We start from the raw sequence: 25,184 nt of genomic DNA on the forward strand, positions 1-25,184 counted from the left end.
ATAGGTGTGGCGTTCTTGTTGCATGAGCGTCCTCTTAAAAAGGCTAAAAATGGTGTCCACTTAAAATCAGGTGGACACCATCGCCTTAGACGACGCTGTCAGGTAGGTGTGTTGGCCGGACGCTTACGGTTAAGCGTGGTAATCAGGTTCAGGCTGGTTTGAATAAAACTATCGACCTTGGATGGATGCTTTCTGACCCATGAAAGCCCATCGACATGATCCTCAAGGTTCTCATAGGCCAGGAAGGCTTCGTTCACGAGCCCGTTGCGCTTGATAAAGCCATAGCCAATGAGCCTGGGGATCAGGCTGGTTCTTTGCGAGGCTTCGATATTGTTGTGCAGTTCCGCCAATACCCAGTCATAGGCGCCGGAACGACGTTTAAGGCCCAAGCTAATGCGCAGGCGCGAGGCCAGGCTATCCACTCTGGAGGTTTTGACGAAGATTTCCAGCGCATTGCCAGCACAACAAACTTGCGCCAGGCGGTGGCGTCCCATCTTCTTGCGTCTGTCAATCAGGCTTCTGATGGCGCCCAGGGCTGCGTGCAGAGCGCTGGTGTGATCGCCATGGCAGTAAAAGACGAGGTCTCTATCGCGCAAGCTTGCGTTAAAACGGCTTGCTAGCAGTCCCTTGGGTGTCACGTGCGCCTGTTTCCTTGTAATAAAGGCTGATCAGCTCATCAACCGGAAATCCTTTCAGGTCCTTGCGGCAAAGGTGACTTTGCAGATGTCTGAGGTTTCTTTTTATATGCCAACCCGTCAGCGGTAAGGCGTGTTGCTTGAGATCCAGAAAATCGACCAAGCCGAAGCTGCCATCGGGTAATAGCAAAATGTTACCCATGTGCAGGGAGCGGAAGTAGATTTTCTTGCGGTGAAGCTGGCGCACGAAAGTCGCGAGCTTCGGCAGCAATGCCTGGAGTTTGTCTGGAGACTGATGGAATAGCGCTTCGAGCGAAATGCCCGGTAAAGGATGGTACAGGCACCCGCTTAAGCCTGTGCGCTTGTCGAGCCAGAATATCTGGTTGATCGACGGTGTCGGGATCTGTAGGCGGGCTAGTAGGCGGGCATTGTCGGCAAAACGCTTGCAGGCAGGCCACAGGCGTGCGATCAGGGGCTGTTTGCGGGTATAGAAAATCTTCAGAAACAGCCCGTTATCCAGGGCGACCACCTTGGGGCCGCGCGCATCCTTTTCCAGCACCTTGCCGCTGGTCAGCCAACTTTCCAGTTCTTGCGCTGTTACAATCCGCATCTTATTTCTCTAGCCAGTCGTACGAGGCTCGCCGAATGGCCAACTCCGCACAGCAATCCAGTTTGAAGGTCTACCTGCGATTGCTGAAGTATGTAGTCCCCTATTGGGGCGCTTTCGCCGTCAGTATCATCGGTTTTCTGCTCTTCGCCTCAAGCCAGCCGATGCTGGCGCATATGCTCAAGCTGTTCTTGGACGGCTTGCAGAACCCTGAGCACGCTACCTTGCTCGGAGTACCGATGATCTATGGCGTGCCGTTGCTGATTGTACTCATTGCGCTCTATCAGGGCATAGGTTCATTTCTGGGCAACTATTACCTGGCCAAGGTGGCGCGTGGCGTGGTGCACGACCTGCGCTGCGCGTTGTTCGACAACCTGCTGACCCTGCCTAATCGCTATTTCGACAGCCACAACTCCGGTCATCTGATCTCCCGTATCACCTATAACGTGACCATGGTCACCGGTGCCGCGACAGATGCCATCAAAGTGGTGATTCGCGAGGGGCTTTCGGTCATTTTCTTGTTCGGTTATCTGCTGTACATGAACTGGAAATTGACCCTGGTACTGCTCAGCATATTGCCGGTGATCGGTCTGATGGTGGGGTCGGCAAGCAAGAAATTTCGTAAGCAGAGCAAGAAGATCCAGGAGGCGATGGGCGATGTCACGCATGTCGCTTCCGAGACTATTCAGGGTTATCGGGTGGTACGCAGCTTCGGCGGCGAGGCTTACGAGCAGCAGCGCTTTCATCGCTCCAGCGCCGACAATATGAACAAGTCGCTGAAGATGACCCGCACTCAGGCGGTCTATACCCCGATGCTGCAGTTGGTGATTTTCAGCGCCATGGCGGTGCTGATGTACCTGGTGCTTTACCTGCGCGGCGATGCGTCGGCTGGCGAACTGGTGGCCTATATTACTGCCGCCGGCCTGCTCCCCAAGCCCATTCGCCAGCTTTCCGAGGTGAGTGCGACTATTCAAAAAGGCCTGGCTGCGGCCGACAGCATCTTCGAGCAGCTCGATGAAACTCCCGAAGTCGACCGCGGTACGGTCGAGCTTGAACGGGTCAGTGGCCGGCTGGAAGTGCGTAATCTGAGTTTCCAGTACCCGGGTGCCGAGAGGCCGGTGCTTAGCGATATTTGCTTTAGCGCCGAACCGGGACAGATGATCGCCCTGGTCGGGCGCTCCGGCAGCGGCAAGTCGACCCTGGCCAGCCTGATTCCGCGTTTCTATCACCATGAAACCGGGCAGATTCTGCTCGATGGTGTGGATGTCGAAAACTACACCTTGCGCAACCTGCGCCGACATATCGCTCTGGTGACTCAGCAGGTCACCCTGTTCAACGACAGTGTGGCCAACAATATCGCCTACGGCGACCTGGTCGACGCGCCGCGTGAGGCCATCGAGCAGGCGGTTGAGGCAGCCTATGCCAAGGAGTTTATCGACAAGCTGGCGCAGGGGCTGGACACCGAAGTCGGCGAGAATGGCGTGCTGCTCTCCGGCGGCCAGCGCCAGCGTCTGGCGATTGCTCGGGCCTTGCTGAAAGATGCGCCGATTCTGGTGCTGGATGAGGCAACCTCGGCGCTCGATACCGAGTCCGAGCGGCATATTCAGGCGGCTTTGGATCGGGTGATGAAGGGGCGTACCACACTGGTTATCGCACATCGTCTGTCAACCATCGAGAAAGCCGACCTGATCCTGGTGATGGATCAGGGGCGGATCGTCGAGCGTGGTACGCATGTCGACCTGCTGGCGCAGAACGGTTTTTATGCACGCCTGCATGCGCTGGGGTTGGATGAAAGTACGCCATTGGATATCGCCTGATAGAATAAGCGCCCGCCATTTTTAGGCTCCGGAGTTCACATGAAGCTGTCCATGCCCCGTTTTGACCACGCTGCCGTTCTGGTGGTAGGCGACGTTATGCTCGACCGTTATTGGCATGGCGGCACCTCGCGGATTTCTCCGGAAGCGCCGGTGCCGGTGGTCAAGGTCGAGCAGATCGAGGATCGTCCGGGCGGCGCGGCCAACGTCGCGCTAAACATCGCCGCCCTCGGCGCGCCCGCCATATTGGTTGGCGTGACTGGGCAGGACGAAGCCGCCGAGAGCCTGAGCAACAGCCTGCACGCGGTAGGGGTGAAGACCCTGTTTCAGTGCATCAAGGATCAACCGACCATCGTCAAACTGCGCGTGCTGAGTCGTCACCAGCAGCTGTTGCGCATGGACTTCGAGGAACCATTCCGCACCGACAGTGCCGCTCTGACGGCCAGCGTCGAGTCGCAGCTGGAGGGCATCAAGGTGCTGATCCTCTCCGATTACGGCAAGGGTGCGCTGCAGAACCATCAGGCGCTGGTGCAGCTGGCGCGCAGCAAGGGCATTGCCGTGCTGGCCGATCCCAAGGGCAAGGACTTCTCCATCTACCGTGGCGCCAGCCTGATTACCCCGAACCTGCACGAATTCGAAACCATCGTTGGCCACTGCCGCGATGAGGCTGAGCTGGTGGCCAAGGGCGCGGCGCTGATGAGTGAGCTGGAACTGGGCGCGCTGCTGGTGACCCGTGGCGAGCACGGCATGACCCTGCTGCGCCCTGAGCATCCGGCGCTGCACCTGCCGGCCCGTGCCCGTGAAGTGTTTGATGTGACCGGTGCCGGCGATACAGTGATTTCCACCCTGGCCGCCAGCCTGGCCGCTGGCGAGGAATTGCCGCATGCCGTGGCCCTGGCCAACCTGGCTGCCGGTATCGTGGTCGGCAAGCTCGGCACCGCCGCCATCAGCGCGCCGGAGTTGCGCCGCGCTATCCAGCGTGAGGCCGGCTCCGAGCGTGGCGTGTTGAGCCTCGATCAGTTGCTGCTGGCGATCGACGATGCCCGCGCCCATGGCGAGAAGATTGTCTTCACCAATGGCTGCTTCGACATCCTGCATGCCGGCCATGTCACCTACCTGGAGCAGGCGCGCGCCCAGGGTGATCGACTGGTGCTGGCGGTAAATGACGACGCTTCGGTCAGCCGTCTAAAAGGCCCGGGTCGGCCGATCAACGCGGTGGATCGGCGCATGGCCGTGCTGGCCGGTCTGGGCGCGGTGGATTGGGTGGTGAGCTTTAGCGAAGACACCCCGGAAAACCTGCTGCGCGCGGTCAAGCCGGATGTGCTGGTCAAAGGTGGCGATTACGGCATCGAAGGCGTGGTCGGTGGCGATATTGTCCGTGCCTACGGCGGCGAAGTGCGGGTGCTGGGCCTGGTGGAAAACAGCTCGACCACCGCCATTGTCGAGAAGATCCGCAGCAAGTAACCCCCGTCCTGCGACTGGCTGTTGTGCCAGTCGCTGGCGGCGGCGCGGTCATAGGCGCTTGCTCTGACCGCGCGCATGATTCCTGGCATCCCCCGCATGGAGCGAGATGCCATGACTTCCGACGTACAGGGCTGTGCCCTGGCAATCCTCAACCGGGTCGCCCAGGCTGACTGGCCGGACCGCTTAAAGCTGCGCAAACCTTTCGAAAAACTTATCTACAGCGGCAGTCGCGCGAGTTTTCGTGCGGTGGCGCAGCGTGCGGGCCAAGCCGGTAAAGTTGCGCGCCCAGCTGATCCCGATGCCTTGTTCGATCTGTCGCTGTCCGATGAGCAGCAGATGCTGGTGGAGATGCTGGAAGCCTTCGCCAGCGAAGTGCTGCGTCCGCTGGCCCATGAGGCCGATGAGCAGGCCGCGCTACCGGCTGCCTTGCTCAACCAGGCCCACGAGCTGGGGCTGACCCACTACGCGGTGAGCGAAGCCCTGGGCGGTATGGCGGGCGAGCGCACCACCCTGAGCAATGCGCTGATCGCCGAGGCGCTGGGCAAGGGCGATCTGTCCTTGGCCGCCGCGTTACTGGTGCCGCTATCGGCGGCCAACTGCATCCGCCGTTGGGGCAATGCCGCGCAGCAGGCGCGCTGGTTGCCGGCCTTTGTCGGTGAGGAACCCGCGCCAGTGATGGCGATTGCGCTCAATGAGCCGACGCCGCTGTTTGATCCGCACAGGCTGGCGACTCGGGCGCGCAAGCGCGGCAAGCACTACGTGCTCAGCGGTGAAAAGAGCCTGGTGCTGCGCGGTCTGGATGCCAGCCAGTTGCTCGTCGCGGCGCACGCGGCGGACGGCCCGGCGCTGTTTATCGTCGAGGCGGGCGCCAAAGGCCTGCAGCGCAGCCCGCAGCCTGCCATGGGCCTGAAAGCCGGCAGCACCGCACGTGTGCGACTCAATGGCGTCAAGGTGCCGGTCGAGGCGCGCCTGGCCGCTGAGCATTTCAACTACCAGAGCTTTCTCGATTACGCCGGCCTGGCCTGGTGCGCCCTGGCCGTGGGCACGGCGCAGGCCGCCCTGGACTACGTGATTCCCTATTGCAACGAGCGGCTGGCCTTTGGTGAGCCGATCAGCCATCGCCAGGGCGTGGCCTTTATGGTCGCGGACATGGCCGTGGAGATCGACGCCATGCGCCTGCTGGTCTGGCGAGCCTGTGCCCGCGCCGAGCAGGGCTTGTCGTTCCAGCGCGAGGCCTATCTGGCGCGCCTGCTGTGCAGCGAGAAGGCCATGAAGATCGGCACCGACGCAGTGCAGCTGCTCGGCGGCCATGGCTTTACCAAAGAACATCCAGCCGAGCGCTGGTACCGCGATTTGCGTGCGCTGGCAGTCATGGCCGGCGGCCTACAGCTTTAAGGGCGCCTCAATATGAATCTGGAAACCCCAAAGAAATTCCGCGGTCTGGTCAATCAGGCCCATCAGGTGGCGGCGAATTATTTCCGCCCGCTTTCGCGCAAGTACGACAAGGCCGAACACGCCTACCCCAAGGAGCTGGACCTACTGGCCGCGCTGCTCGATGGCATGAACGCCGGCTCGCCGGATGCCATCGGCGCCACCTCGGCGAGCAAACGTGGCGCGGCTCGTGAGCAGCAGGAAGGCATCAAGAATGGCGGCAACCTCTCCGCCCTGCTCGGGGTGATGGAGCTGTGCTGGGGCGATGTCGGCCTGCTGCTGGCCATGCCCCGCCAAGGCCTGGGCAATGCGGCGATTGCCGCGGTGGCCAATGATGAGCAGCTGGCGCGCTTCGGCGGTACCTGGGCGGCCATGGCGATTACCGAGCCGGGCTGCGGGTCGGACTCGGCGGCAATCCGCACCACGGCGATCAAGGATGGCGATCACTACGTGCTCAACGGTGAGAAGATCTACGTGACCTCCGGCCAGCGCGCCGATGCGGTGGTGGTCTGGGCCACCCTGGACAAGAGCCTCGGCCGCGCGGCGATCAAGTCCTTTGTGGTGGAGCACGGCACGCCGGGCATGACGGTTACCCGCCTGGAGAAGAAACTCGGTATCAAGGCCTCGGATACGGCCGCGATCAGCTTTAGCGATTGCCGGGTGCCGGCGGCCAACCTGCTGGGAAATCCCGAAATCGATGTGCAGAAGGGCTTTGCCGGGGTGATGGAGACCTTCGACAACACCCGCCCGCTGGTCGCCGGGATGGCGGTGGGCGTGGCCAAGGCGTCGCTGGATCGCACCCGCGAGCTGCTGAAAAAGGTCTGCACGCTGGATTACCGTACGCCTTTGCTCTGCGTCAGCCATGCCGAGGCGACGCTGTATCGCCTGGAAGCCGAATGGGAAGCCGCACGCCTGCTGACCCTGAAAGCCGCCTGGATGGCCGACAACAAGCTGCCCAACTCCAAGGAGGCGTCGATTGCCAAAGCCAAGGCCGGACGGGTGGCCAACGAGGTGACGCTGAAATGCGTCGAACTGGCTGGCGCGCTGGGCTACGGCGAGGATGAACTGTTGGAGAAATGGGCGCGTGACTCGAAGATTCTCGACATCTTCGAGGGCACCCAGCAGATCCAGTTGCTGATCGTCGCACGGCGCCTGCTGGGCAAGAGTTCCAGCGAATTGAAGTAGTTGTTACGCGGGCTGGGTGACGCCAGCCCGTCTGCCTGCAATCCCTTTTTGCCCCGCCTAGACGGGGCTTTTTTGAGTCTGCGCCAGCCAATCCTTCCAGCGGATACGCTCATCGCGCACCAGCCAGCCATCCTGGGGGGCAAAGCTTTCGGCCAGCCACAGGCCGCGGGTACTGGCGGCTGATAGCTGGCCTTGCTTGAGGGTCAGTAGCTGGGCGCTCGGGCGGCCCTGATCCAGCGGAATCAGAAACAGGTCGGGACGGGCGCGGTTGAGGCAGGCGATCAGCTGGCCATCCTCCAGGTGCTCGTCGACGTGCAATAGACTCAGCTGTTTGATTTCCCTCGGCAGTTGCAGGTGCAGGTCATATACCAGCTGCAATGAGGCGGTCGGCAGGTGCACGTAAGCGCGCGGGCGTTCGAGCAGCTTGAGGTTGCCGCATTGCACCGACCGCGCCGCGCCGGACAGCGGGCTGAGGCTGAAATGCGCGGTTTCCCGGTAGCGCAGGCTGCTCCGGTAGGGCGTCGGCAGCCAGGTGTCGCCAAAGCGCCCGCTTAGCCAGCCTTCCGGGGTTTCCAGCAGGCACTCTTCGGCCACTTCCTGAATCGCGGTAAGCAGCGGCAGGTTGAGTTCATGGGCCGGTACGTAACCGGAGATCAGCTTGAGCACCACATCGCCACGATCGGCACGGCGCTGGCGCACCAGTACCCAGTATTCGCGGCCCTGCCAGCAGAGGGTCAGGCGCACCGAAACGCCCAGATTGGCCAGCTCCACGGCAAAGCGCTGGCTGTCGGCCACGCTGACCGGTTTGCGCCTCTCCAGCATCTGCGCGAAGTTCAGCGGCATGCCCAGGCCCTGGTAGCTCAGGCCTTCCGGGCTGGCTTCGACAAACAGCTGCAGGGTCTTGAAGTTGCTCGGGTCTTTGCGGATCAGGGTGCGCGGCATGGCAACTCCTCGCGGGCATGGATACGGCCTGAGAGCTTGGCACAGATGGGCGGGCGTGAACGCTTAGGCAATATCCTGAATTACAGCGGCAGCGGTGGCGACGTTATGCGTCAGGTGCTGTGGGTTGATGGTGCCGATGATGGCGCTGCTGGTAGCCGGGTGGCCGAAGATCAGCTCGAAGCTGGCGCGTACCGGGTCGACGCCCGGCGCTAGGCAGGCGTGGCCGCTGGCCAGGGCCTTTTTGATCAGGATGCCTTTGCCATGCACTTCGGCGTAGTCGAGCACGGCCTGCTCGGCCTGCTCATTGAGGTTGTAGGTGACCATCGCGCAGTCACCGTGCTCGAGGGCCAGCAGGCCGCCTTCGACGGTTTTGCCGGAGAGGCCGAAGCCGCGAATTTTGCCCTCGCGCTTAAGCTCGGCCAGGGTTTCGTACACGCCGCTGTCACGCAGGATGGCCACATCGTTGCCGTCCGAATGCACCAGCAGCAGGTCGATAAAATCGGTTTCCAGGCGTTTGAGGCTACGTTCCACCGAGAAACGCGTATGGGCCGGACTGAAGTCGAAGCGCGACTGGCCGTTGTCGAACTCTTCGCCGCACTTGCTGACAATCACCCACTGCTGGCGCTGGCCGCGCAGCAGCGGGCCGAGGCGGGTTTCGCTGCTGCCATAGGCCGGCGCGGTGTCGATCAGGTTGATGCCCAGGTCATGGGCCAGGGCCAGCAGTTCGCGGGCGGCGGCGTCATCGGGAATGGTAAAGCCGGCTGGGTATTTCACCCCCTGATCACGGCCCAGCTTGACCGTGCCCAGGCCCAGCGGCGAAACCAGCAGCTCGGTGGCGCCCAAGGGGCGATGCAGGTTGTGCAGGCTGTGCAGTGGATGCATCAGAACAGTTCCTCCCAGGCGGGTGGGGCCACGCTCGGGCGCGGCAGCGCGGGCAGCGGCGCGTGTTGCCCCGGCTGAATGCCGTCACGGGCCAGCGTCGCCAGCACGCGGTCGGCAAAGTCCGGGGCTAACGCCAGTTTAGTCGGCCAGCCGACCAGCAGCGTGCCCTGCTCGTGCAAAAAGGCATTGTCCGGGCGCACCAGACCGGATTGCGCCGGCTCGGCGCGTTCCACTCGCAGCGTCGCCCATTGCGCGGCAGACAGATCGACCCAGGGCAGCAGCTCGGCCAGCTCTTTCTGCGCGGCCTGGATTTGCGCCGCTGGATTGCGGGCCACGCCCTCGGCTTCGGCCAGGTCGCCACCCAGGTACCAGACCCACTGGCCATCTGCGGCCGGGTGGGTGGTGATGGTCACGCGCGGCTTCGGCCCGCCGCCCAGGCAGTGGGCGTACAGTGGCTTCAGCGTGGGCCCTTTGACCAGCACCATATGCAGCGGGCGCAACTGCTGGGCCGGTTGACTCAGGCCAAGGGCGCCGAGCAGATCGGCATTGCCACGGCCGGCGCTAAGGATAATGCGCTGCGCACGAACTTCCCGGCCGTCGACGCGCAGGCCGACCAGTTCGCCGTTTTCCCGCAGCGGCTCGATGCGCTCGGCGGCCAGCAGGCCATCGTCGGCCAGTTCACTGAGGCGGCTGATCAGGCTCGGCACATCCAGCACCAGTTCGGCCAGGCGGTAGACCTTGCCCTTGAATTTCGGGTGTTGCAGGGCTGGAGGCAGTTGCTCGCCCCTGACCTGATCGACCCGGCCGCGCACCGCCTTGCTGGCGAAGAAGCTGGTGATATTGCCGGCCAGGCTGCCGGGCGACCACAGGTAGTGGGCATCGGAGAGCAGGCGCACGCCCGTGAGGTTCAGTTCGCCGCTGCCGGCCAGGGCTTCGCGCCAACGCCTGGGCATATCGGCGATGGCTTCGGAGGCGCCGGTCAGTGCGCCGTGCAGGGCGTACTTGGCGCCGCCATGGATGATGCCCTGGGATTTCACGCTCTGCCCGCCGCCGAGGCGGGCATTTTCCACCAGCAGGGTGGCAAAGCCCTGGCGGCGCAGGCGCGCATTCAGCCAGAGGCCGGCAATGCCGCCGCCCACGATCAAAACATCAGTGCTTAACGCCTGGGACATGCATGTGTCTCACCGGGAAAACAGGCGCGCAGTATAACCCGCTCGCGCTGCTGCGCCTGCGTGGCCCAGAACCGGTTCAGTGCCCGACGCTTTGCGAGAACAGCTGAATCACCACCACACCGGCGACGATCAGGCCCATGCCGAGCATGGCCGGCAGGTCCAGCCGCTGCTGGTAGAGAAACACCGCCGCGATGCTTACCAGCACGATGCCCAGGCCCGCCCACACCGCGTAAGCGACGCCGACCGGGATGGTCTTCACCACCAAACTGAGCATCCAGAACGAGATGACGTAGCCGACCACGACCAGCAGCAGGGGCAGGGGTTTGTTGAAACCATCCAGGGCCTTCATCGAGGTGGTGGCGATAACTTCGGCGGTGATGGCGACAGCGAGATAGAGATAGCCGCTCATGGTGAACCTCCTGTGTGGTCTGGCGGCCATTCTAGTTGTCTGGGTGATGGGATAAAGTGATTACCTATCTGTATGGGAGATGGGTTATGCAGTGGAGCCTGGAGCAGATTCGCCTGTTTGTCAGCGTCGCCGAGGGCCAGTCGTTCTCCGCCGTGGGCCGGCAGATGCAACGCGCGCAGTCGGCGGTGAGCAATGCGATTGCCCTGCTGGAGACTGATTTGGGTGTGCTGCTGTTCGAGCGCAGCAGTGGCCGCCAGCCGCGTCTGACCGATGCTGGTGCGGCGCTGTTGGAAGAGGCGCGCGAGGTGCTGCGTCAGTGCCAGCGTCTAGAAGGGCGTGCGCTGGGCCTGGTCCGCGGTGAAGAGGTGCGCCTGCGCCTGGCCCAGGATGAGGCCATGCCCTATCAGCCGGTACTCGACAGCCTGGAGGCGCTGGCCCAGCGCTTCCCGCTGCTGGAGGTGCAACTGGCCAGCGGCGCCCAGGGCGATGTGGCGCGCAAGCTGCTGGAACACCGCGCCGACCTCGGCCTGCTGTTTCACCATGAGCAGATGCCCGACGCCCTGGAGCGCCAGCGCCTGGGTACCATCGAGATGGTCACCGTGTGCGGGGCAGGGCATGTGTTGGCGGGGGCCGGGCATGTTGATCGGCGTGAACTGGCGCGCCATCGGCAACTGCTGATGGCGCCGCAGGACAGCCATTATCCGGGTGGCGAGCAGCTCAGCCCGTCGGTCTGGCGTACGGACAGCTTCTACGCCATGGCCGAACTGTTGCTGCGCAACCTCGGCTGGGCCTGGCTGCCGCGTCATGTGGTGCAGTACCCGACTTACCAGAGCCAGTTGGTGGAGCTGAGCAGCGATTGGACGCCGCCACCGCTGGTGGTGGAGCTGGTCTGCCGCCGTGATGAAGCGCTGGGCCCGGCGGCGTTGTGGCTGGCCGAGTGCTTTGCCCAGCATCTGCAGGCCATCGGCTGATCAGCCCCAACCACTCTGTTAAGCTGCGCGCCCATGAATAGAAGCCTCTACACCCTGTTGTTTCATCTTGGCCTGCCGCTGGTGGCCGGGCGGCTGGCTTGGCGTGCCTGGCAGGCGCCGGCCTATGCCAAGCGTATCGGCGAACGCTTTGCCCTTGGCCTGCCGCCGCTCAAACCTGGCGGCATCTGGCTGCATGCGGTGTCGGTGGGCGAAAGTATCGCCGCCGCGCCGCTGGTGCGCGTGCTGCTGGCGCGTTACCCGCAGCTGCCAATCACCATCACCTGCATGACGCCAACCGGCTCGGAGCGCATCCAGGCTATGTTCGGTGGCAGTGAGTACGCCGGGCGGGTGCAGCATTGCTACCTGCCGTATGACCTGCCCTGGGCCGCCGCGCGCTTTCTACGCAAGGTGCAGCCTAAGCTGGCGGTGATCATGGAGACCGAGCTGTGGCCCAACCATATCCACCAGTGCGCCAAGCGCGGCATCCCCGTGGCGCTGGCCAACGGGCGCCTGTCCGAGCGCTCGGCCCGTGGTTATGCGCGCTTTGCCAACCTCACCGCGCCGATGCTCGCCGAGCTGGAGTTGCTGGCCGTACAAACGGCGCTGGAAGCCGAGCGTTTCAGAAGTCTCGGGGCGCGCTCTGAGTGCGTCGAGGTCACCGGCTCGATCAAGTTTGATCTAACGATTGATCCGCATTTGCTCACGCGCGCCGCGGCCTTGCGTGAGCAATGGCAGGCTACGCAGCGCCCGGCGTGGATCGCTGCGAGCACCCATGCCGGCGAGGATGAGATCGTTCTCGCTGCTCATCGTGAGCTGCTCAAGCAAAACCCCGATGCCCTGCTGATTCTGGTGCCGCGCCATCCCGAGCGCTTCAATACGGTGTTCGAGTTGTGCCAGCGGCAAGGTTTCAGCACGCGGCGGCGCTCCACCGGCGAAGCATTGCAGACGAGCGATCAGGTGCTGCTCGGCGACACCATGGGCGAGCTGCTGTTTCTCTATGCCCTGGCTGATATCGCCTTTGTCGGTGGCAGCCTGGTGGCCAATGGCGGGCATAACCTGCTGGAGCCGGCGGCGCTGGGTAAGCCGGTATTGAGCGGCCCGCACCTGTTCAACTTTCTCGAGATTGCCGCGCAGCTGCGCGCGGCTGGCGCCTTGAATGAGGTGGCGGATGCAGGCGTTCTGGCGCAGCGTGTTGCCCAGTTGTGGCGTCAGCCCGAGGTGGCGCAGGCCATGCGTGCTGCCGGGTTGGCGGTGATGCACGCCAATCAGGGCGCGCTGGCGCGTTTGCTGGCGGGGCTAGCGCGTTTGCTGAAGCAGAGGCAGTCGGAAGTGTAAATGCGGGTCATGCCCGTGAGGCCACACTGGTTGGCATGGTCTGCATGGCGGTCAATGGCCGCCACATAAAAAACCCGGTTCTGCAGCAGCAGGAACCGGTTTTTTTTGCTGCCTGCGCTAGCGCACCGAGCCGGTCAGAGTTTGCTCTCGACGTAGGCTTCGTCACGAATTTGCCGCAACCAGGCTTGCAGTTCTTCATCGTACTTGCGGTTACGCAAGATGGTCATTGCCTGCTGCTCGCGGAACTGGGCGCTGCTGTCGGTGGCGCGGCGCCCCATGACTTCCAGTACATGCCAGCCAAACGGGCTCTTGAAGGGTTTGGACAGCTCGCCCGCCGGCGTGTTGTTCATCACTTCGCGGAACTCGGGGACCAGTGCGTTCGGGTCGATCCAGCTCAGGGTGCCGCCATTCAGCGCCGAGCCTGGGTCTTCGGAGAAATTCTTTGCCAGTTCGGCAAAATCTTCTCCGGCCAGGATGCGCTGGTGCAGACGTTCGATCAGGCGCTCGGTCTCGGCTTCGCTACGGATTTCGCTGGGCTTGATCAGGATGTGGCGAACATTCACTTCGTCACGCACCTGGCTGTCGCCGCCGCGTTTTTCCAGCAGCTTGAGCATGATAAAGCCACCGGGAGTACGCATCGGTTCAGTCACCTGACCGACCGACAAGGCGCTGAGCATGCTGTCGAAGGGCGGTGGCAGCTGTCCGGCCTTACGCCAGCCCATTTCGCCGCCTTCCAGCGCGGTTTCACTGGCTGAACGGGCAATCGCCAGCTGGGCGAAATCGGCGCCTTGTTGCAATTGCTGATACAGCTCGCGGGCCTGACGGTCAGCGGCCTGGATATCCTCCGGGGAGGCACCTTCGGTTACCGGGATGAGGATGTTGGCTAGGCGGAACTCTTCCGACAGCTGCATCTTGCCCATGTCCGAGGCGAGGAAGTTCTGCACTTCCTGGTCGGTGACCTGGATGCGTTCCGCCACGCGGCGTTGGCGCACTCGGCTGATGATCATCTCGCGGCGTACCTGGTCGCGCGCATCGGTGTAGGACAGGCCATCTTTGGCCAGGGCGGCGCGAAACTGCTCGATGCTCATGCCATTGCGCTGGGCAATGGTGCCAATGGCCTGATTCAGCTCTTCGTCGGTAATCCGAATGCCCGAGCGCTCACCAATCTGCAGCTGGATGTTCTCGATGATCAGGCGTTCCAGCACCTGCTGGCTGAGCACATGCTCAGGCGGCAGGGCTGCACCGCGCTGGGCGATGGTCTGCTGCACTTCACGCAGGCGTGAGTCGAGCTGGCTTTGCATCACCACATCGTTATCGACAATCGCTACGACGCGGTTGAGTGGTTGTACCTCGGCGTTTGCCGCAGTACCCAGAAACAGCGCGCCCAACAGCAGGGGGCGCACGCAATCAGAAAGCTTGATCTTCACGTTCACGATAACCTTGAATGCCTTGGTCGAGGAAAGTCTCAACTTTATTACCGACTACACCGCCCAGACCTTTGAGTACGATCTGCAGGAAGATGCCGCGATCAGCCTGGTCGTTCAACGACGGGTTTAGGCTGACTTCGTCGTAGTCGATCCAATAGCGGTTGATCAGGCGCAGTTTCCAGCAGCAGCTGTCGTACTCGAAGCCGGCGAAGGCTTCCAGGGTGCGGTCGCGACCGTAGTCATACTGCCAGCGCGAGATCACGCTCCACTGCGGCACGATCGGCCAGATCACCGAGAAATCGTGCTGGCTGATCTTGTAATAGTCCTCGATATATTCGGGAGAGCCAGGAGTGCCATAGTCACCGCCACCCACAACCCAGTTACCAGTGGCCTGGTCATAGCGTACGGTGTCATTGCGGTAGCGATAGCCGGCGTTGACCACCTTGTTCGGGTTGTCTTCTGGCTGGTAGTGGAACATCGCACTGCCCGAGCGGGTGCTGCGGCTGTCCGGGTCCCAGTTGAAGTCCGAGGAGAAGCGCCAGTCGCGGTTAAAGCGGTAGAGGTACTCAAGCGCGTAGGGCGAAACCGACGACTGCGAGTCTTGGCGGGTGCGGTAGTCAATGCCCGGCAGCTGTACCTGGCGGTCTTCGAAGTAGAAAGACTGGCCGATACTAAAGCGTTGACGCTCGAAGCCATTCGGTTCGATCCAGCGGTTGCTCACGCCCAGCGACAGTTTGTTTTCGTCGCCGATGCGGTCCTTGCCGGAGAAGCGGTTTTCCCGCCAGAGCGAGGAGTAGCTAAAGGTGCTTTCGCTGGTGTCGAATACCGGGATGTCGGTCTGGTCTTCCTCGGGTACATAGAGGTAGAACAGGCGCGGTTCCAGGGTCTGGCGGTAGTTTTTGCCGAACCACTGGCTGTCGCGGTCGAAGTACAGGCCGCTGTCCAGGCTAAACATGCCGACGCCGCGGCTCTGGCTGCTCTTGTATTGCTGCTCGGCTAGCAAGGTGCTCTTGCCCTGCTGGTCGAGGCTCAGGTCGTAATTGGTCTGCAGGTATTTGACCTGTGGCTTGATAAAGCCCCAGCTCCAGTTCAGCGGCAGGCTGACAGCGGGTTCAACATGCAGGCGCTCGCCGTTGGCGCGGGCCAGGCCGCGCAGGCGGTCGTCGTACCAACGGAACGCTTCTGTGCCGGTATTGCCATCTTCATCGGTGAAGAAACCGTTACGCAGGCTGCGGTCGAAGCGCACATATTCTGTGCCGTAGCTGAAATTCACTCCGGCCGGCTTAAATGGCAGCACGCCATCCAGCGTCAGCTGTGGCAGACGATTGTATGGGGTGATATCGGTGATATTGGCCAGCTCGTAGGCATGCGCATTGAGGCGTGCGGTATAGCCGTTGCCACGGTAGGTCAGGGTGCCGCGCTGGTCGACATAGCTGGTGGAGCTGATGCCGAGGTCACTGTCCAGATCCTGGAAGTAATACGGGTCGCTGATGTCGGTGTAGTCGACTTCAGCCAGCAAGCGTGAAGTCAGGCCGGTCCGGTGCTGCCAGCTGTACATCCAGCGCTGGTCTTCATACTCGGACATAAGCTTGCGGTCGTCGTTGCTGTCGTCCAGGTACGCCGCGCCGAACTGGCCTTCGCTGTTCTTGCTGAGGTAGCGGAATTCGCCTTCCATCAGCAAGCCGCGATCAGCCATATAGGTCGGGTACAGCGTGGCATCGTAATTCGGCGCCAGGTTGAAGTAATACGGCGTTTGCAGGGTCAGGCCGTTATCGCTGGAGCTGCTGAGGCTTGGCGGCAGGAAACCGGACTGGCGACGATCATCAATCGGGAAGTAGATATAAGGTGTGTAGAACACCGGAATATTCTTCACCCGCAGGGTGACGTTGGTCGCGGTGCCGAAACCGGTGGCCGGATTCAGGGTGATGTTGTTGCCCTTCAGGTGCCAGGCGTTGCTGCCGGGTTCACAGCTGGTATAGGTGCCGTCTTTCAGACGAATAATCGCGCTTTCTTCACGCTTGGCGTAAAGCGCATTGCCGCGAATATGGCTCTTGTGCAGCACATATTCAGCGTTGTCGACTTTGGCTTCACCATTGTCCAGCTGCAGCTCGGCGCGGTCGCCCACCACCAGCATGCCTTGATCACGCAGGCGCACATTGCCGATCAGCTCGCCGCGGTTTTCCGCCTGGCGCAGGTTGGCTTCATCCGCTTCGACCTGCATGCCGGCCTGGCGCAGGACTACATCGCCAGCGAGGGTAGCGACCTGCTCTTCCTGCTCATAGCGCGAGGCTTTGGCCGAGACGAACATCGGCGCTTCATCCATCGGCGTGGTGTCGTTCATGCCCGGGCGCATCGGCTCTACATAAGCGCCTGCGCAGTAAGGGCCGGCTTCAGCCAACTGAGCAGCACTGAGGTTTTCGCGCGGCACCCAGTCGAGGTGGCTGTAGTCGGCGCTACGCGAGGCCAGGCCTTTGCCACGGCTTTCAGTCACCAGGGTCGCTTGCGCGGCTTTATCCTGGGGTGCTCCGGTGTTGCTCTCACCGGCGTTGCCGCTGGCGACCGAATCACGTTGTACTGGCCGGGCTGGCAGTGCAGCATTGCTGGCTTTCGGGGCGCATGCCCAGCCGCCGGTGGCGGAAACCTGGCAATCGTACTGCTCGGCAGCGATAGCAAAAGGAACGGCTAAAGGTTGTAGCGCCAGTAGGCTGCCAGTGACCAGTAGAGGGAATTTTTTACGAAACGCGGGGTATTTTACTGCCATCTTATTTTTTCCGGGCTTCCTGCGCGCCATTGGCCCTGAGGCCGCACGCCTCTCGATGGGCTTGAAAAGATGCTGGATAATAAAGCATGACCCGCGCAACGGCTAGCGCCGTCGGAGACCTTGTAATGCCTGATGAAGATGTACGCCTGAAACTCCTCGAAAACTGGCTGGATCAGCAGCTGCCTGGGCTGTTTGCCGAGCGCGGTTGGGGCGCTGTACCCACCGCCACGCTGACGTCGGCGAGCAGTGACGCCAGTTTTCGCCGCTATTTCCGTTGGCAAGGGGCCGGGCGTAGCCTGATCGTGATGGATGCGCCACCGCCGCAGGAAGACTGCGCGCCCTTCGTCAACGTGGCGCATCTACTGGCCGAGGCACACCTCAATGTGCCGCAGATTCTTGCCGCTGACCTTGAGCGCGGCTTTCTGCTGCTCAATGATCTGGGTCGGCAGACCTACCTGGATGTGATCAACGAAGGCAACGCCGACGTGCTGTTTGCCGATGCGCTGCAGGCGCTGTTGGCCTTCCAGCAACTGCCGATGACCACGCCATTGCCCAGTTACGATGACGCGCTGCTGCGTCGCGAGCTGCAGCTATTCCCCGAGTGGTATGTGCGGCGTCATCTCGGCGTCGAGTTCAGCGCGCAGCAGCAGACCCTGTGGCAGCGCGCCAGTCAGCGGTTGATCGACAGCGCCCTGGCGCAGCCCAAGGTGCTGGTGCATCGTGATTATATGCCGCGCAACCTGATGTTCAGTGAGCCGAATCCAGGCGTGCTGGATTTTCAGGATGCGGTCTACGGCCCGGTGACTTATGACGTTACCTGCCTGTTCAAGGATGCCTTCCTCAGTTGGCCCGAGGCGCGCGTACGCAGCTGGCTGGAGCAGTATTGGCAACAGGCGCGTGAGGCCGGTGTGCCGGTGCAGCCGGTATGGGAGGACTTCTTGCGTGCCAGCGATTTGATGGGTGTGCAACGCCACCTCAAGGTGATCGGTATCTTCGCGCGCATTTGCCATCGTGATGGTAAGCCCAGGTACCTGGGGGATGTGCCGCGCTTCTTCTCTTATATATCGGCGGTATTGGCGCGTCGGCCGGAGCTGGCCGAGTTGGCCGAGTTGCTTGGTAGCCTGCCGCAGGAGCCGGTATGAAGGCGATGATTCTGGCCGCCGGTAAAGGTGAGCGGCTGCGCCCGCTGACCCTGCATACCCCGAAACCCTTGGTGCGTGCGGCCGGCGTGCCCTTGATCGAGTATCACGTGCGCGCATTGGCGGCGGCCGGGTTTACCGAGCTGGTGATCAACCATGCCTGGCTGGGACAGCAGATTGAGGATTACCTGGGCGATGGCTCGCGTTTCGGCGTCAACATTGCCTATTCCGCCGAAGGCGAGCCCTTGGAAACCGGCGGTGGAATCTTTCAGGCCTTGCCTTTGCTGGGCGCCCAGCCTTTTGTGCTGATCAACGGCGATATCTTTACCGACTACCCCTTTGCCGAGCTGCGTCGGCCGTTAACCGGCCTGGCCCATCTGGTGCTGATCGAGAACCCGGGTCACCACGTCAAGGGCGACTTCTGTTTGCGCGAAGGGCGGGTCACGGATGCGCAACTGGGGCAGGACAGCCTGACCTACAGCGGTATGGCGGTGTTATCGCCTGCGCTGTTTGCCGATTGCCAGGCCGGCGTCTTCGCGCTTGCGCCGTTGTTGCGCACCGCCATGGCGACAGGGCAGGTTACGGGTGAGCGGTTTGACGGTTGCTGGGTGGATGTGGGTACCCATGAGCGCCTGGCTCAGGTGCAACGTTTGCTTGAGGCGCGCGGCTGAGATGCTCTGGCCTGCGACCCTGCTGGGGGCGGTTACGGGACTGGCGCTGGCCAGTATTCCCGGTGCCATGCTCGGCGGTTTGCTGGGCCAAGTGCTGGACCGGCGCCTGCGCCTGCAGTCCTGGGCGGCTTTGCGTGAGCGCCTGGGCGGTCGCGCCGAGGTGCGTGATGAGTGGCTGCTTTTCGTGCTTTTGGGGCGGTTGGCCAAGAGCGATGGTCGCGTGCTGCCGGCGCATATTCGACAGGCGCAGGCGGAAATGCAGCGGCTGGGGTTGGATGTCGAGGGTCAGCGTCAGGCGATAGCGGCTTTTGCCCAGGGCAAGACCGGCCGCGACAGTTTGCGTGCACCGCTGCGTCGTCAGCAGGCGCATGGCGAAGCATTGCTGCGGGCCTGTTGGCGCATGGCCTGGGTGGATGGCCAGGTCGGGCAGGCCGAGCGCGAGCTGATCATGCTCTGGGGTAGGTGGCTGCAGGTGTCAAAGGCTACCCAGGCGCAGCTGAGCGCTGCCTATGCGGCGCAGCAGGGGCCGCTGGTTTCGACGGCCAGTAATGCCTACCAGCGCGCCCTGAACCTGTTGAATAGCAATGCCGATGCCGAGCCTGCGCAGATCAAACAGGCGTATCGGCGCTTATTGAGTCGTCATCATCCGGACAAGCTGGCGGGCAGCGGCGCCACGCCGGAGCAGGTACGCGAGGCGACTGAACGTACCCGGGAGTTGCACCAGGCCTATGATCTGATTCGCCAGCGCCACGGCTTCCGATAAGCGCTATTTCACCTGCAACTTCAGCGTCAGCCAGCCGCGAATGCGGCGGTAGAGCTGCTCCTGTTCGGCTTCGCGGTTGCCCGGTAGGGCCTTCATGGCGATCTGTATATAGCTGGGGTGCTTCTGCCGTTTGCTGGCTTGCGCGCGTTTGAGTGCGGCCTGGCGGTCGCTGGCGAGGTCCTTGTAGTAGAAGTCGCCGGTGGCCAGTTGCAGTTGCGGGATCAGCTCATCCAGTGGCGGGGTATAGCCGGCGGGTAATTGTGCGGCGACCAGCAGCAGGTTCTGGATCTTGGCCGGCTTGCGTTCGGCCAGGTAGCGCGCGGCCCAGTAAGCGCCGCTGCCGTGGCCGAGCAGTACGATAGTCTCGGCTTGCTGCTGCTCGGCAAAGCCGATGGCCGACTCGATGCGCGCCAATACGCGCTCGGCATGGGCTTGCTGTTGCTCCTCGATGTTTTTCACTTTGCTCGCCGCAGTGTCGGCGCTGTCGAGCTGGCTATTGCTGGTTTGTGCAGCGGCTTCATCTGTGGCTGGGCTGCCCTCGGCGCTTTCCTCTGCTGCTGCCGTCGTGGTGTCGGCAGCAGCGTCTTCTGTCGGTTCTGCAGTGGCTGGTTCGACGCGGCGCAGTGGCGGCGCATCGCTGTTGGGGTCGGGCAGGGTCAGGCTAAGGCTGTGCCAGCCAGCATTGGGCAGCTTGCTGCGCAAGGGGCCGACACTTTGCGGCCAGTCGGCAGTTTCATCGTCCCCGGGCAGGATGATCACTACCCCGCTGGGCTCGGCGACATTGGCCGGCAGCCAGAGGGCCAGAAAGGGTTCGTCGCCCGCTTTCAACTGTTGCTGCTCCTTCTGCTCCAGCCGTTGCGCCAGCGCCGTTGCGTCCACTTCGCTGCGCTCGGACAGGGGGGCGCGAGGTGTTTCGGCGGGAGTCTCTGGGCTGGCTTCAGAGGTGGCGCTGTCGCTCTCCTCAGCCTGCAGGGGTTGAACCAGCAGCAGTGCTAATAGCAGGCTGAACAGGGTGGGCCGTGTGGGGATAAAGCGGCGCATCAGGCATTCCTATCGAGGCAGGCCACTGAAGCCTAATACCTGGGCGTGCCTTTGTCAGGGCTGAATAGCTCTAAGCCCTTCAGGACTGGAGTAAGGTAAGGGTTGCTGGATCCTGCCCGGTCGTTTCCCCCTGTGGAGTGTGGTTGCGTTGAAGCGCCTGTTGATTGTTCTTTTACTGTGGCCGGCGCTGCTGTGCGCGGCCGAGAGTAATGTGTTGCCCCTGAGGCCGGCGTTTAGCGCGGAGCAGCAGGCATGGCTGAGCGATCACGAGACCCTGCGGGTTGGCCTGGTGATGCAGCCGCCCTGGGCGCAATTTGATCGCCGCCAGCAGCGCTTGTCGGGGGCCAACGTGGACCTGATAAAGCGTCTGTTACAAGGCATGGGTGTACAGGGGCAGTGGTTGCGCTTTGCTGATCAAGATCAGCTGGAAGCCGCCCTGCAGCGTGGCGAAGTGGACCTGGCTCCCGGCCTGCAGCAAACCCCGCAAGGCCTGCGGCGTTGGCGCTTTTCCGATCCGTATTTGCGCGTGCCACATCTGGTGGTGGGCGAGCGGCGCGGCAGCAGTGCGGTGGACCTTGACCGTATCGGCCGCGATGAAAAAGTTGCCGTGCGTGCGCCCAGTGCTGTGCAGGAGTACCTGCGCGTGACGCATGGCAACGTGCAGCTGCAGCCAGTGGGCAATGAACGCGAAGCGCTGGATCTGTTGTTGCGCCAAGAGGTCAGTTACGCGGTGGTGGATGAGGCGCGCCTGAGTTTATTGCTGCGTGAAACCCAGTTTGCCGGGCTGAGCATCATCGGTGACATTGGCTTGCCGCAGTTGCTGCGCATCGGCAGTCGCCGCGATGCGCCGCTGCTCGCCGATATTCTCCAGCGCACCTTGCAAGCGTTGCCCGGTGGTGAGCTTGAGCAGCTGCAGGCGCGCTGGTTTCCCCTGTCAACGCGTCAGCTGGGTAACCCGCTGGCGTTCTGGAAAGGCGTCAGTGTGTTTCTTGGCCTCATCCTGCTGACGCTGGCCGCCATTGTCCGCTACCTGCTGCTGCAGCGCCGTAGCCTGGAGCGTCAGTTGCTGGACGCCCGCGCAGTGCTCAGCCAGCGTGAGGCTGCCGAGCAGGCACTGCGGCTGAGTCAGTTCTCGATTGATAACAGCACCGTGGGCATTCTCTGGGTCAATTGGGACAGCCATGTGCGTTACGCCAACCTGGCGGCTGAACGCATGCTGGGTTATGGCCGTGACGCGTTGGTCGACATGCCGCTGGTGCAACTGGAACCTGCGCTGAGCATGGACCGCTGGCTGAGCCTCTGGCGGCAGGCGCGTGGCAGCCAGGAGCCTTTGCCCGGCTTCGAGATTGACTGTCAGCGCGCCGATGGCAGCCGCTTGCCGGTCGACGTGTCGCTGAGTTTTTTGCGCTTTGACCAGTCGGAATACCTCGTGGTGTTTATCACCGATGTCACTGAACGGCGCCGCGCGCAGGCTGCCTTGCAGGAAAGCGAAGCGCGCCTCAAAGGCATTGCCGGCAACGTGCCGGGGCTGGTATTTCGGCTGGAGCGGGCCAGCGCCGAGCAGCCGGTGGAGTTTGCCTACATCAGTGAAGCCAGCCTGGATTTGGTGGGCTACCCGGCGGCCGAGTTGCAGCGTGCAGACCGTGGCATCCGCAGCCTGGTACACCCCGAGGACCAGGCGCGCTATCACCAGACCCAGGATGCCGCGCTGCTGGGTGACTGCGATTGGCAATGGCAGGGCCGCATCCTGACCCGTGACGGTGAGCTGCGCTGGGCTGACATCAAGGCCACAGCGCGCAGCCTAGGCGAAGGGCGGGTGGTGTGGGACGGCATTGTCTGGGACATCACCGAGAACAAGCAGATCGAGCTGGCGCTGGCCGAGTCCCGTGCTCATCTGCGCGAACTGGCGGCTCACCTGGAAAGCGTCCGCGAGGAAGAAAAAGCCCGGATCGCCCGCGAGGTGCACGATGAACTCGGCCAGGTGCTGACCGTGCTCAAGCTGGAAACCGCCATGTGTGAGCTGGCCTTTGCCGGTCAGGTCGCGGGCCTGGATGAGCGTCTGACCAGCATGAAAAAGCTGATCGCCAATCTGTTCCAGTTGGTCCGCGATGTGGCCACGGCCTTGCGCCCGCCGATCCTGGATGCGGGCATTGCCTCGGCCATCGAATGGCAGGTGCGCCGCTTTGAAGCGCGTACCCAGATTCCCTGCCTGGTGGAGGTGCCCGATCACCTGCCGCCGCTCAGCGATGCCAAGGCCATTGGCCTGTTCCGCATTCTGCAGGAGGCGCTGACCAACGTAATGCGCCACGCCGGTGCGCACAGCGTGCAGGTGTACTTGCGCGTGGAGCAGGGCGAGCTGTGCCTGTGTGTGATTGACGACGGTAAAGGCTTTGCGCAGGAACCCCGCAAAGCCGGGCAATCGTTCGGCCTGGTCGGCATGCAGGAACGGGTATTTATGCTCGGCGGGCGTTTACAGATTGACAGCCAGCCAGGCGAGGGCACTACGCTGCTGGCGCATGTGGCGCTGGATGAGGAGGCACTGACGTGATTCGGGTATTGGTGGCAGAAGACCACGCCATCGTGCGTGAAGGCATCAAGCAGCTGATTGGCATGGCGCGCGACCTTGAGGTGGTGGGGGAGGCGAGCAATGGCGAGCAGTTGCTGGAGACCCTGCGCAAGGTTGAGTGCGATGTGGTGCTGCTGGATATTTCCATGCCCGGCGTCAACGGCCTTGAGGCCATTCCGCGGATCCGGGCGTTGCTGCGCCCACCGGCGATCCTGGTGCTGTCCATGCACGATGAAGCGCAGATGGCCGCGCGTGCGCTGAAGATCGGCGCAGCCGGTTACGCCACCAAAGACAGCGACCCCGCATTGTTGATCGCCGCCATCCGCAAGGTTGCCAGTGGCGGCCGTTACATCGACCCGGAACTGGCCGACCGCATGGTCTTCGAGGTGGGCCTGACGGATTCACGTCCACCCCATGCGCAGCTGTCCGAGCGTGAGTTTTCCGTGTTCGAGCGGCTGGTGCGCGGCGAAGGGGTCAACGACATTGCCCTGCACCTGGCCGTCAGCAACAAGACCGTCAGCACCCACAAGGCGCGGCTGATGCAGAAGCTCGGGCTGCAATCGGTGGCAGACCTGGTGCGCTACGCCATGGAGCACAAACTGCTCTAAAGCGGTGCTTTGCGTGCTCTTTGAGATATTGCTCTAAGGCCTCTAAGGAGCGGCTGGCGCGGCGTGCGCACGGTCTCTGTACGCGCTGGGTGAGTCGATTTTTGTAGGGCAATCCCTACAGCAGGTTCTCCCCGCGCCTGACAGCAGGTTGTCATCCAGCCCGATTATGCCCCCGCTTTAACCCCCCTAGTCTTGTGCCATCAGCGTGCAGACAACAACAAGGGTGTGGCGATGAGCGGGTCTCAGGCAAACGATGTATTGGTGAGCTTTCGTGGTGTGCAAAAAAGCTACGACGGCGAAAACCTGATCGTCAAAGATCTCAATCTGGATATCCGCAAGGGCGAATTTCTCACCCTGCTGGGGCCGTCCGGTTCGGGTAAAACCACCAGCCTGATGATGCTGGCCGGTTTCGAAACCCCCACTGCCGGCGAGATTCTGCTCGACGGGCGTTCGCTCAATCGCCTGCCGCCGCACAAGCGTGACATCGGCATGGTGTTCCAGAACTACGCCCTGTTCCCCCATATGACCGTGGCCGAAAACCTGGCTTTCCCGCTCAGCGTGCGCGGCTTGTCGCGCACCGACAGCGCCGAGCGGGTGAAGAAAGCGCTGTCCATGGTGCAGCTCGACAGTTTCCGCAACCGCTACCCCGGCCAGCTGTCCGGTGGTCAGCAGCAGCGTGTGGCGTTGGCCCGCGCCTTGGTCTTCGAGCCGCAGCTGGTGCTGATGGATGAGCCCCTCGGTGCGCTGGACAAACAACTGCGTGAGCACATGCAGATGGAGATCAAGCACCTGCATCAACGCTTGGGCGTGACCGTGGTGTACGTCACCCATGACCAGGGCGAAGCGTTGACCATGTCGGACCGCGTGGCGGTGTTCCACCAGGGCGAGATCCAGCAGATCGCCGATCCGCGCACGCTTTACGAGCAGCCGAGCAACACCTTTGTCGCCAACTTTATCGGTGAGAACAACCGCATCAGCGGCCAGCTGCTCAGCCGCGACGGTGAGCGCTGCGTGGTTGGCCTGGCCCGTGGTGAGCAGGTCGAGGCACTGGCGGTCAACGTCGGTGCGCTGGGCGAGTCCGTGACCCTGTCGATTCGTCCCGAGCGCGTGCGCCTCAATGGCCATAGCGATGCCTGCCGCAACCGTTTCTCCGGGCGTGTGGCCGAGTTCATCTACCTGGGCGACCACGTGCGCATCCGCATGGAGGTATGTGGCAAACAGGATTTCTACGTCAAGCAGCCCGTGGCCGAGCTGGATGCCAACCTCGCGGTGGGCGATCTGGTGCCGTTGGGCTGGCATGTCGAGCATGCCCGCGCCCTCGACCCGCTGCAGGCCGACTGACCGAACACTAAACCCGTCCT

General features: G+C 62.6%; 21 protein-coding genes. 12 read left to right on the forward strand and 9 right to left on the reverse strand.

What is annotated here, in order from left to right:
- Window positions 1-98: 98 nt before the first annotated feature.
- Both WA145_RS08395 and WA145_RS08400 read right to left on the reverse strand, forming a co-directional pair.
- Window positions 99-638, reverse strand: a complete 540-nt coding sequence (locus WA145_RS08395; protein WP_422581139.1) for a hypothetical protein — start codon at window positions 636-638, stop codon at window positions 99-101.
- The gene (locus tag WA145_RS08400; RefSeq protein WP_422581140.1) at window positions 604-1,245 is read right to left on the reverse strand and encodes a lipopolysaccharide kinase InaA family protein; all 642 of its coding nucleotides are present in this window, start codon (window positions 1,243-1,245) and stop codon (window positions 604-606) included. The genes WA145_RS08395 and WA145_RS08400 overlap by 35 nt, the downstream gene beginning before the upstream one ends.
- A gap of 35 nt (window positions 1,246-1,280) precedes the next feature.
- Here WA145_RS08400 and msbA point away from each other — a divergent pair, with 35 nt between their 5' ends.
- The 4 genes from msbA (at window position 1,281) to WA145_RS08420 (ending at window position 7,136) form a co-directional block, all read left to right on the forward strand.
- On the forward strand, window positions 1,281-3,059 hold the full coding sequence (gene msbA, locus WA145_RS08405) for a lipid A export permease/ATP-binding protein MsbA (RefSeq protein ID WP_422581141.1): 1,779 nt from the start codon (window positions 1,281-1,283) through the stop codon (window positions 3,057-3,059).
- A 39-nt stretch (window positions 3,060-3,098) separates the two neighbouring features.
- On the forward strand, window positions 3,099-4,520 hold the full coding sequence (hldE, locus tag WA145_RS08410) for a bifunctional D-glycero-beta-D-manno-heptose-7-phosphate kinase/D-glycero-beta-D-manno-heptose 1-phosphate adenylyltransferase HldE (protein ID WP_422581142.1): 1,422 nt from the start codon (window positions 3,099-3,101) through the stop codon (window positions 4,518-4,520).
- Between the two features lie 111 nt (window positions 4,521-4,631).
- Entirely contained in the window at window positions 4,632-5,915 is a 1,284-nt protein-coding gene (locus WA145_RS08415; RefSeq protein ID WP_422581143.1) for an acyl-CoA dehydrogenase family protein, read from the forward strand.
- Between the two features lie 12 nt (window positions 5,916-5,927).
- Entirely contained in the window at window positions 5,928-7,136 is a 1,209-nt protein-coding gene (locus WA145_RS08420; protein WP_422581144.1) for an acyl-CoA dehydrogenase family protein, read from the forward strand.
- A 57-nt stretch (window positions 7,137-7,193) separates the two neighbouring features.
- Here WA145_RS08420 and WA145_RS08425 read toward each other — a convergent pair whose 3' ends face one another.
- The 4 genes from WA145_RS08425 to WA145_RS08440 all read right to left on the reverse strand — a co-directional run bounded on the left by WA145_RS08425 (window position 7,194) and on the right by WA145_RS08440 (window position 10,541).
- Entirely contained in the window at window positions 7,194-8,078 is an 885-nt protein-coding gene (locus WA145_RS08425) for a metal ABC transporter ATPase (RefSeq protein WP_422581145.1), read from the reverse strand.
- A gap of 63 nt (window positions 8,079-8,141) precedes the next feature.
- Window positions 8,142-8,960, reverse strand: a complete 819-nt coding sequence (locus tag WA145_RS08430; RefSeq protein ID WP_422581146.1) for an aldo/keto reductase — start codon at window positions 8,958-8,960, stop codon at window positions 8,142-8,144.
- Window positions 8,960-10,132, reverse strand: a complete 1,173-nt coding sequence (locus tag WA145_RS08435; RefSeq protein ID WP_422581147.1) for an NAD(P)/FAD-dependent oxidoreductase — start codon at window positions 10,130-10,132, stop codon at window positions 8,960-8,962. The genes WA145_RS08430 and WA145_RS08435 overlap by 1 nt, the downstream gene beginning before the upstream one ends.
- A 76-nt stretch (window positions 10,133-10,208) precedes the next feature.
- A complete protein-coding gene (locus WA145_RS08440) occupies window positions 10,209-10,541 on the reverse strand; it encodes a DMT family transporter (protein ID WP_422581148.1) in 333 nt (110 codons plus the stop codon).
- Window positions 10,542-10,627: 86 nt separating this feature from the next.
- Here WA145_RS08440 and WA145_RS08445 point away from each other — a divergent pair, with 86 nt between their 5' ends.
- Together WA145_RS08445 and waaA are read left to right on the forward strand one after the other, a co-directional pair.
- Window positions 10,628-11,512, forward strand: coding sequence for a LysR family transcriptional regulator (locus WA145_RS08445; protein WP_422581149.1), 885 nt, complete (start codon window positions 10,628-10,630; stop codon window positions 11,510-11,512).
- A gap of 33 nt (window positions 11,513-11,545) precedes the next feature.
- A complete protein-coding gene (gene waaA / locus WA145_RS08450; protein WP_422581150.1) occupies window positions 11,546-12,847 on the forward strand; it encodes a lipid IV(A) 3-deoxy-D-manno-octulosonic acid transferase in 1,302 nt (433 codons plus the stop codon).
- A gap of 134 nt (window positions 12,848-12,981) precedes the next feature.
- Here waaA and WA145_RS08455 read toward each other — a convergent pair whose 3' ends face one another.
- Complete coding sequence (locus WA145_RS08455) at window positions 12,982-14,274, reverse strand: peptidylprolyl isomerase (RefSeq protein ID WP_422581151.1); 1,293 nt, start codon at window positions 14,272-14,274, stop codon at window positions 12,982-12,984.
- Entirely contained in the window at window positions 14,255-17,035 is a 2,781-nt protein-coding gene (locus tag WA145_RS08460; RefSeq protein ID WP_422581152.1) for an LPS-assembly protein LptD, read from the reverse strand. Before WA145_RS08460 ends, WA145_RS08455 begins: the two co-directional genes overlap by 20 nt.
- A 125-nt stretch (window positions 17,036-17,160) precedes the next feature.
- Between WA145_RS08460 and WA145_RS08465 the strand changes: the two genes are divergently transcribed.
- From WA145_RS08465 to WA145_RS08475, 3 genes are read left to right on the forward strand one after another with little or no spacing between them, the layout of a single operon-like run.
- Complete coding sequence (locus tag WA145_RS08465; protein WP_422581153.1) at window positions 17,161-18,177, forward strand: aminoglycoside phosphotransferase family protein; 1,017 nt, start codon at window positions 17,161-17,163, stop codon at window positions 18,175-18,177.
- Window positions 18,174-18,845, forward strand: a complete 672-nt coding sequence (gene murU / locus WA145_RS08470; RefSeq protein ID WP_422581154.1) for an N-acetylmuramate alpha-1-phosphate uridylyltransferase MurU — start codon at window positions 18,174-18,176, stop codon at window positions 18,843-18,845. Before WA145_RS08465 ends, murU begins: the two co-directional genes overlap by 4 nt.
- Before the next feature lies 1 nt (window position 18,846).
- A complete protein-coding gene (locus WA145_RS08475; protein ID WP_422581155.1) occupies window positions 18,847-19,608 on the forward strand; it encodes a TerB family tellurite resistance protein in 762 nt (253 codons plus the stop codon).
- A 3-nt stretch (window positions 19,609-19,611) separates the two neighbouring features.
- Here WA145_RS08475 and WA145_RS08480 read toward each other — a convergent pair whose 3' ends face one another.
- On the reverse strand, window positions 19,612-20,649 hold the full coding sequence (locus WA145_RS08480; protein ID WP_422581156.1) for an alpha/beta hydrolase family protein: 1,038 nt from the start codon (window positions 20,647-20,649) through the stop codon (window positions 19,612-19,614).
- A gap of 148 nt (window positions 20,650-20,797) precedes the next feature.
- On the opposite strand from WA145_RS08480, the gene WA145_RS08485 reads away from it, so the two are divergent.
- The 3 genes from WA145_RS08485 (at window position 20,798) to WA145_RS08495 (ending at window position 25,164) form a co-directional block, all read left to right on the forward strand.
- The gene (locus tag WA145_RS08485; protein WP_422581157.1) at window positions 20,798-23,197 is read left to right on the forward strand and encodes a PAS domain-containing sensor histidine kinase; all 2,400 of its coding nucleotides are present in this window, start codon (window positions 20,798-20,800) and stop codon (window positions 23,195-23,197) included.
- Entirely contained in the window at window positions 23,194-23,823 is a 630-nt protein-coding gene (locus WA145_RS08490) for a response regulator (protein WP_397378642.1), read from the forward strand. The genes WA145_RS08485 and WA145_RS08490 overlap by 4 nt, the downstream gene beginning before the upstream one ends.
- A gap of 231 nt (window positions 23,824-24,054) precedes the next feature.
- Window positions 24,055-25,164 carry an ABC transporter ATP-binding protein gene (locus tag WA145_RS08495; RefSeq protein WP_422581158.1) on the forward strand — a complete coding sequence of 370 codons (1,110 nt, stop codon included), beginning with the start codon at window positions 24,055-24,057 and terminating at the stop codon, window positions 25,162-25,164.
- The last annotated feature ends 20 nt before the right edge of the window (window positions 25,165-25,184 follow it).

The sequence above is a fragment of the Pseudomonas sp. genome, from assembly GCF_049301935.1.
Lineage (GTDB): Bacteria > Pseudomonadota > Gammaproteobacteria > Pseudomonadales > Pseudomonadaceae > Aquipseudomonas.

What these genes read in the sequence shown, in the direction of transcription:
- WA145_RS08440 (WP_422581148.1), bottom strand. Translation starts at nt 10,541, where the DNA reads ATGAGCGGCTATCTCTATCTCGCTGTCGCCATCACCGCCGAAGTTATC.
- WA145_RS08475 (WP_422581155.1), top strand. Translation starts at nt 18,847, where the DNA reads ATGCTCTGGCCTGCGACCCTGCTGGGGGCGGTTACGGGACTGGCGCTG.
- msbA (WP_422581141.1), top strand. Translation starts at nt 1,281, where the DNA reads ATGGCCAACTCCGCACAGCAATCCAGTTTGAAGGTCTACCTGCGATTG.
- WA145_RS08430 (WP_422581146.1), bottom strand. Translation starts at nt 8,960, where the DNA reads ATGCATCCACTGCACAGCCTGCACAACCTGCATCGCCCCTTGGGCGCC.
- WA145_RS08425 (WP_422581145.1), bottom strand. Translation starts at nt 8,078, where the DNA reads ATGCCGCGCACCCTGATCCGCAAAGACCCGAGCAACTTCAAGACCCTG.
- WA145_RS08415 (WP_422581143.1), top strand. Translation starts at nt 4,632, where the DNA reads ATGACTTCCGACGTACAGGGCTGTGCCCTGGCAATCCTCAACCGGGTC.
- WA145_RS08465 (WP_422581153.1), top strand. Translation starts at nt 17,161, where the DNA reads ATGCCTGATGAAGATGTACGCCTGAAACTCCTCGAAAACTGGCTGGAT.
- waaA (WP_422581150.1), top strand. Translation starts at nt 11,546, where the DNA reads ATGAATAGAAGCCTCTACACCCTGTTGTTTCATCTTGGCCTGCCGCTG.
- hldE (WP_422581142.1), top strand. Translation starts at nt 3,099, where the DNA reads ATGAAGCTGTCCATGCCCCGTTTTGACCACGCTGCCGTTCTGGTGGTA.
- WA145_RS08435 (WP_422581147.1), bottom strand. Translation starts at nt 10,132, where the DNA reads ATGTCCCAGGCGTTAAGCACTGATGTTTTGATCGTGGGCGGCGGCATT.
- murU (WP_422581154.1), top strand. Translation starts at nt 18,174, where the DNA reads ATGAAGGCGATGATTCTGGCCGCCGGTAAAGGTGAGCGGCTGCGCCCG.
- WA145_RS08460 (WP_422581152.1), bottom strand. Translation starts at nt 17,035, where the DNA reads ATGGCAGTAAAATACCCCGCGTTTCGTAAAAAATTCCCTCTACTGGTC.
- WA145_RS08480 (WP_422581156.1), bottom strand. Translation starts at nt 20,649, where the DNA reads ATGCGCCGCTTTATCCCCACACGGCCCACCCTGTTCAGCCTGCTATTA.
- WA145_RS08445 (WP_422581149.1), top strand. Translation starts at nt 10,628, where the DNA reads ATGCAGTGGAGCCTGGAGCAGATTCGCCTGTTTGTCAGCGTCGCCGAG.
- WA145_RS08495 (WP_422581158.1), top strand. Translation starts at nt 24,055, where the DNA reads ATGAGCGGGTCTCAGGCAAACGATGTATTGGTGAGCTTTCGTGGTGTG.
- WA145_RS08420 (WP_422581144.1), top strand. Translation starts at nt 5,928, where the DNA reads ATGAATCTGGAAACCCCAAAGAAATTCCGCGGTCTGGTCAATCAGGCC.
- WA145_RS08400 (WP_422581140.1), bottom strand. Translation starts at nt 1,245, where the DNA reads ATGCGGATTGTAACAGCGCAAGAACTGGAAAGTTGGCTGACCAGCGGC.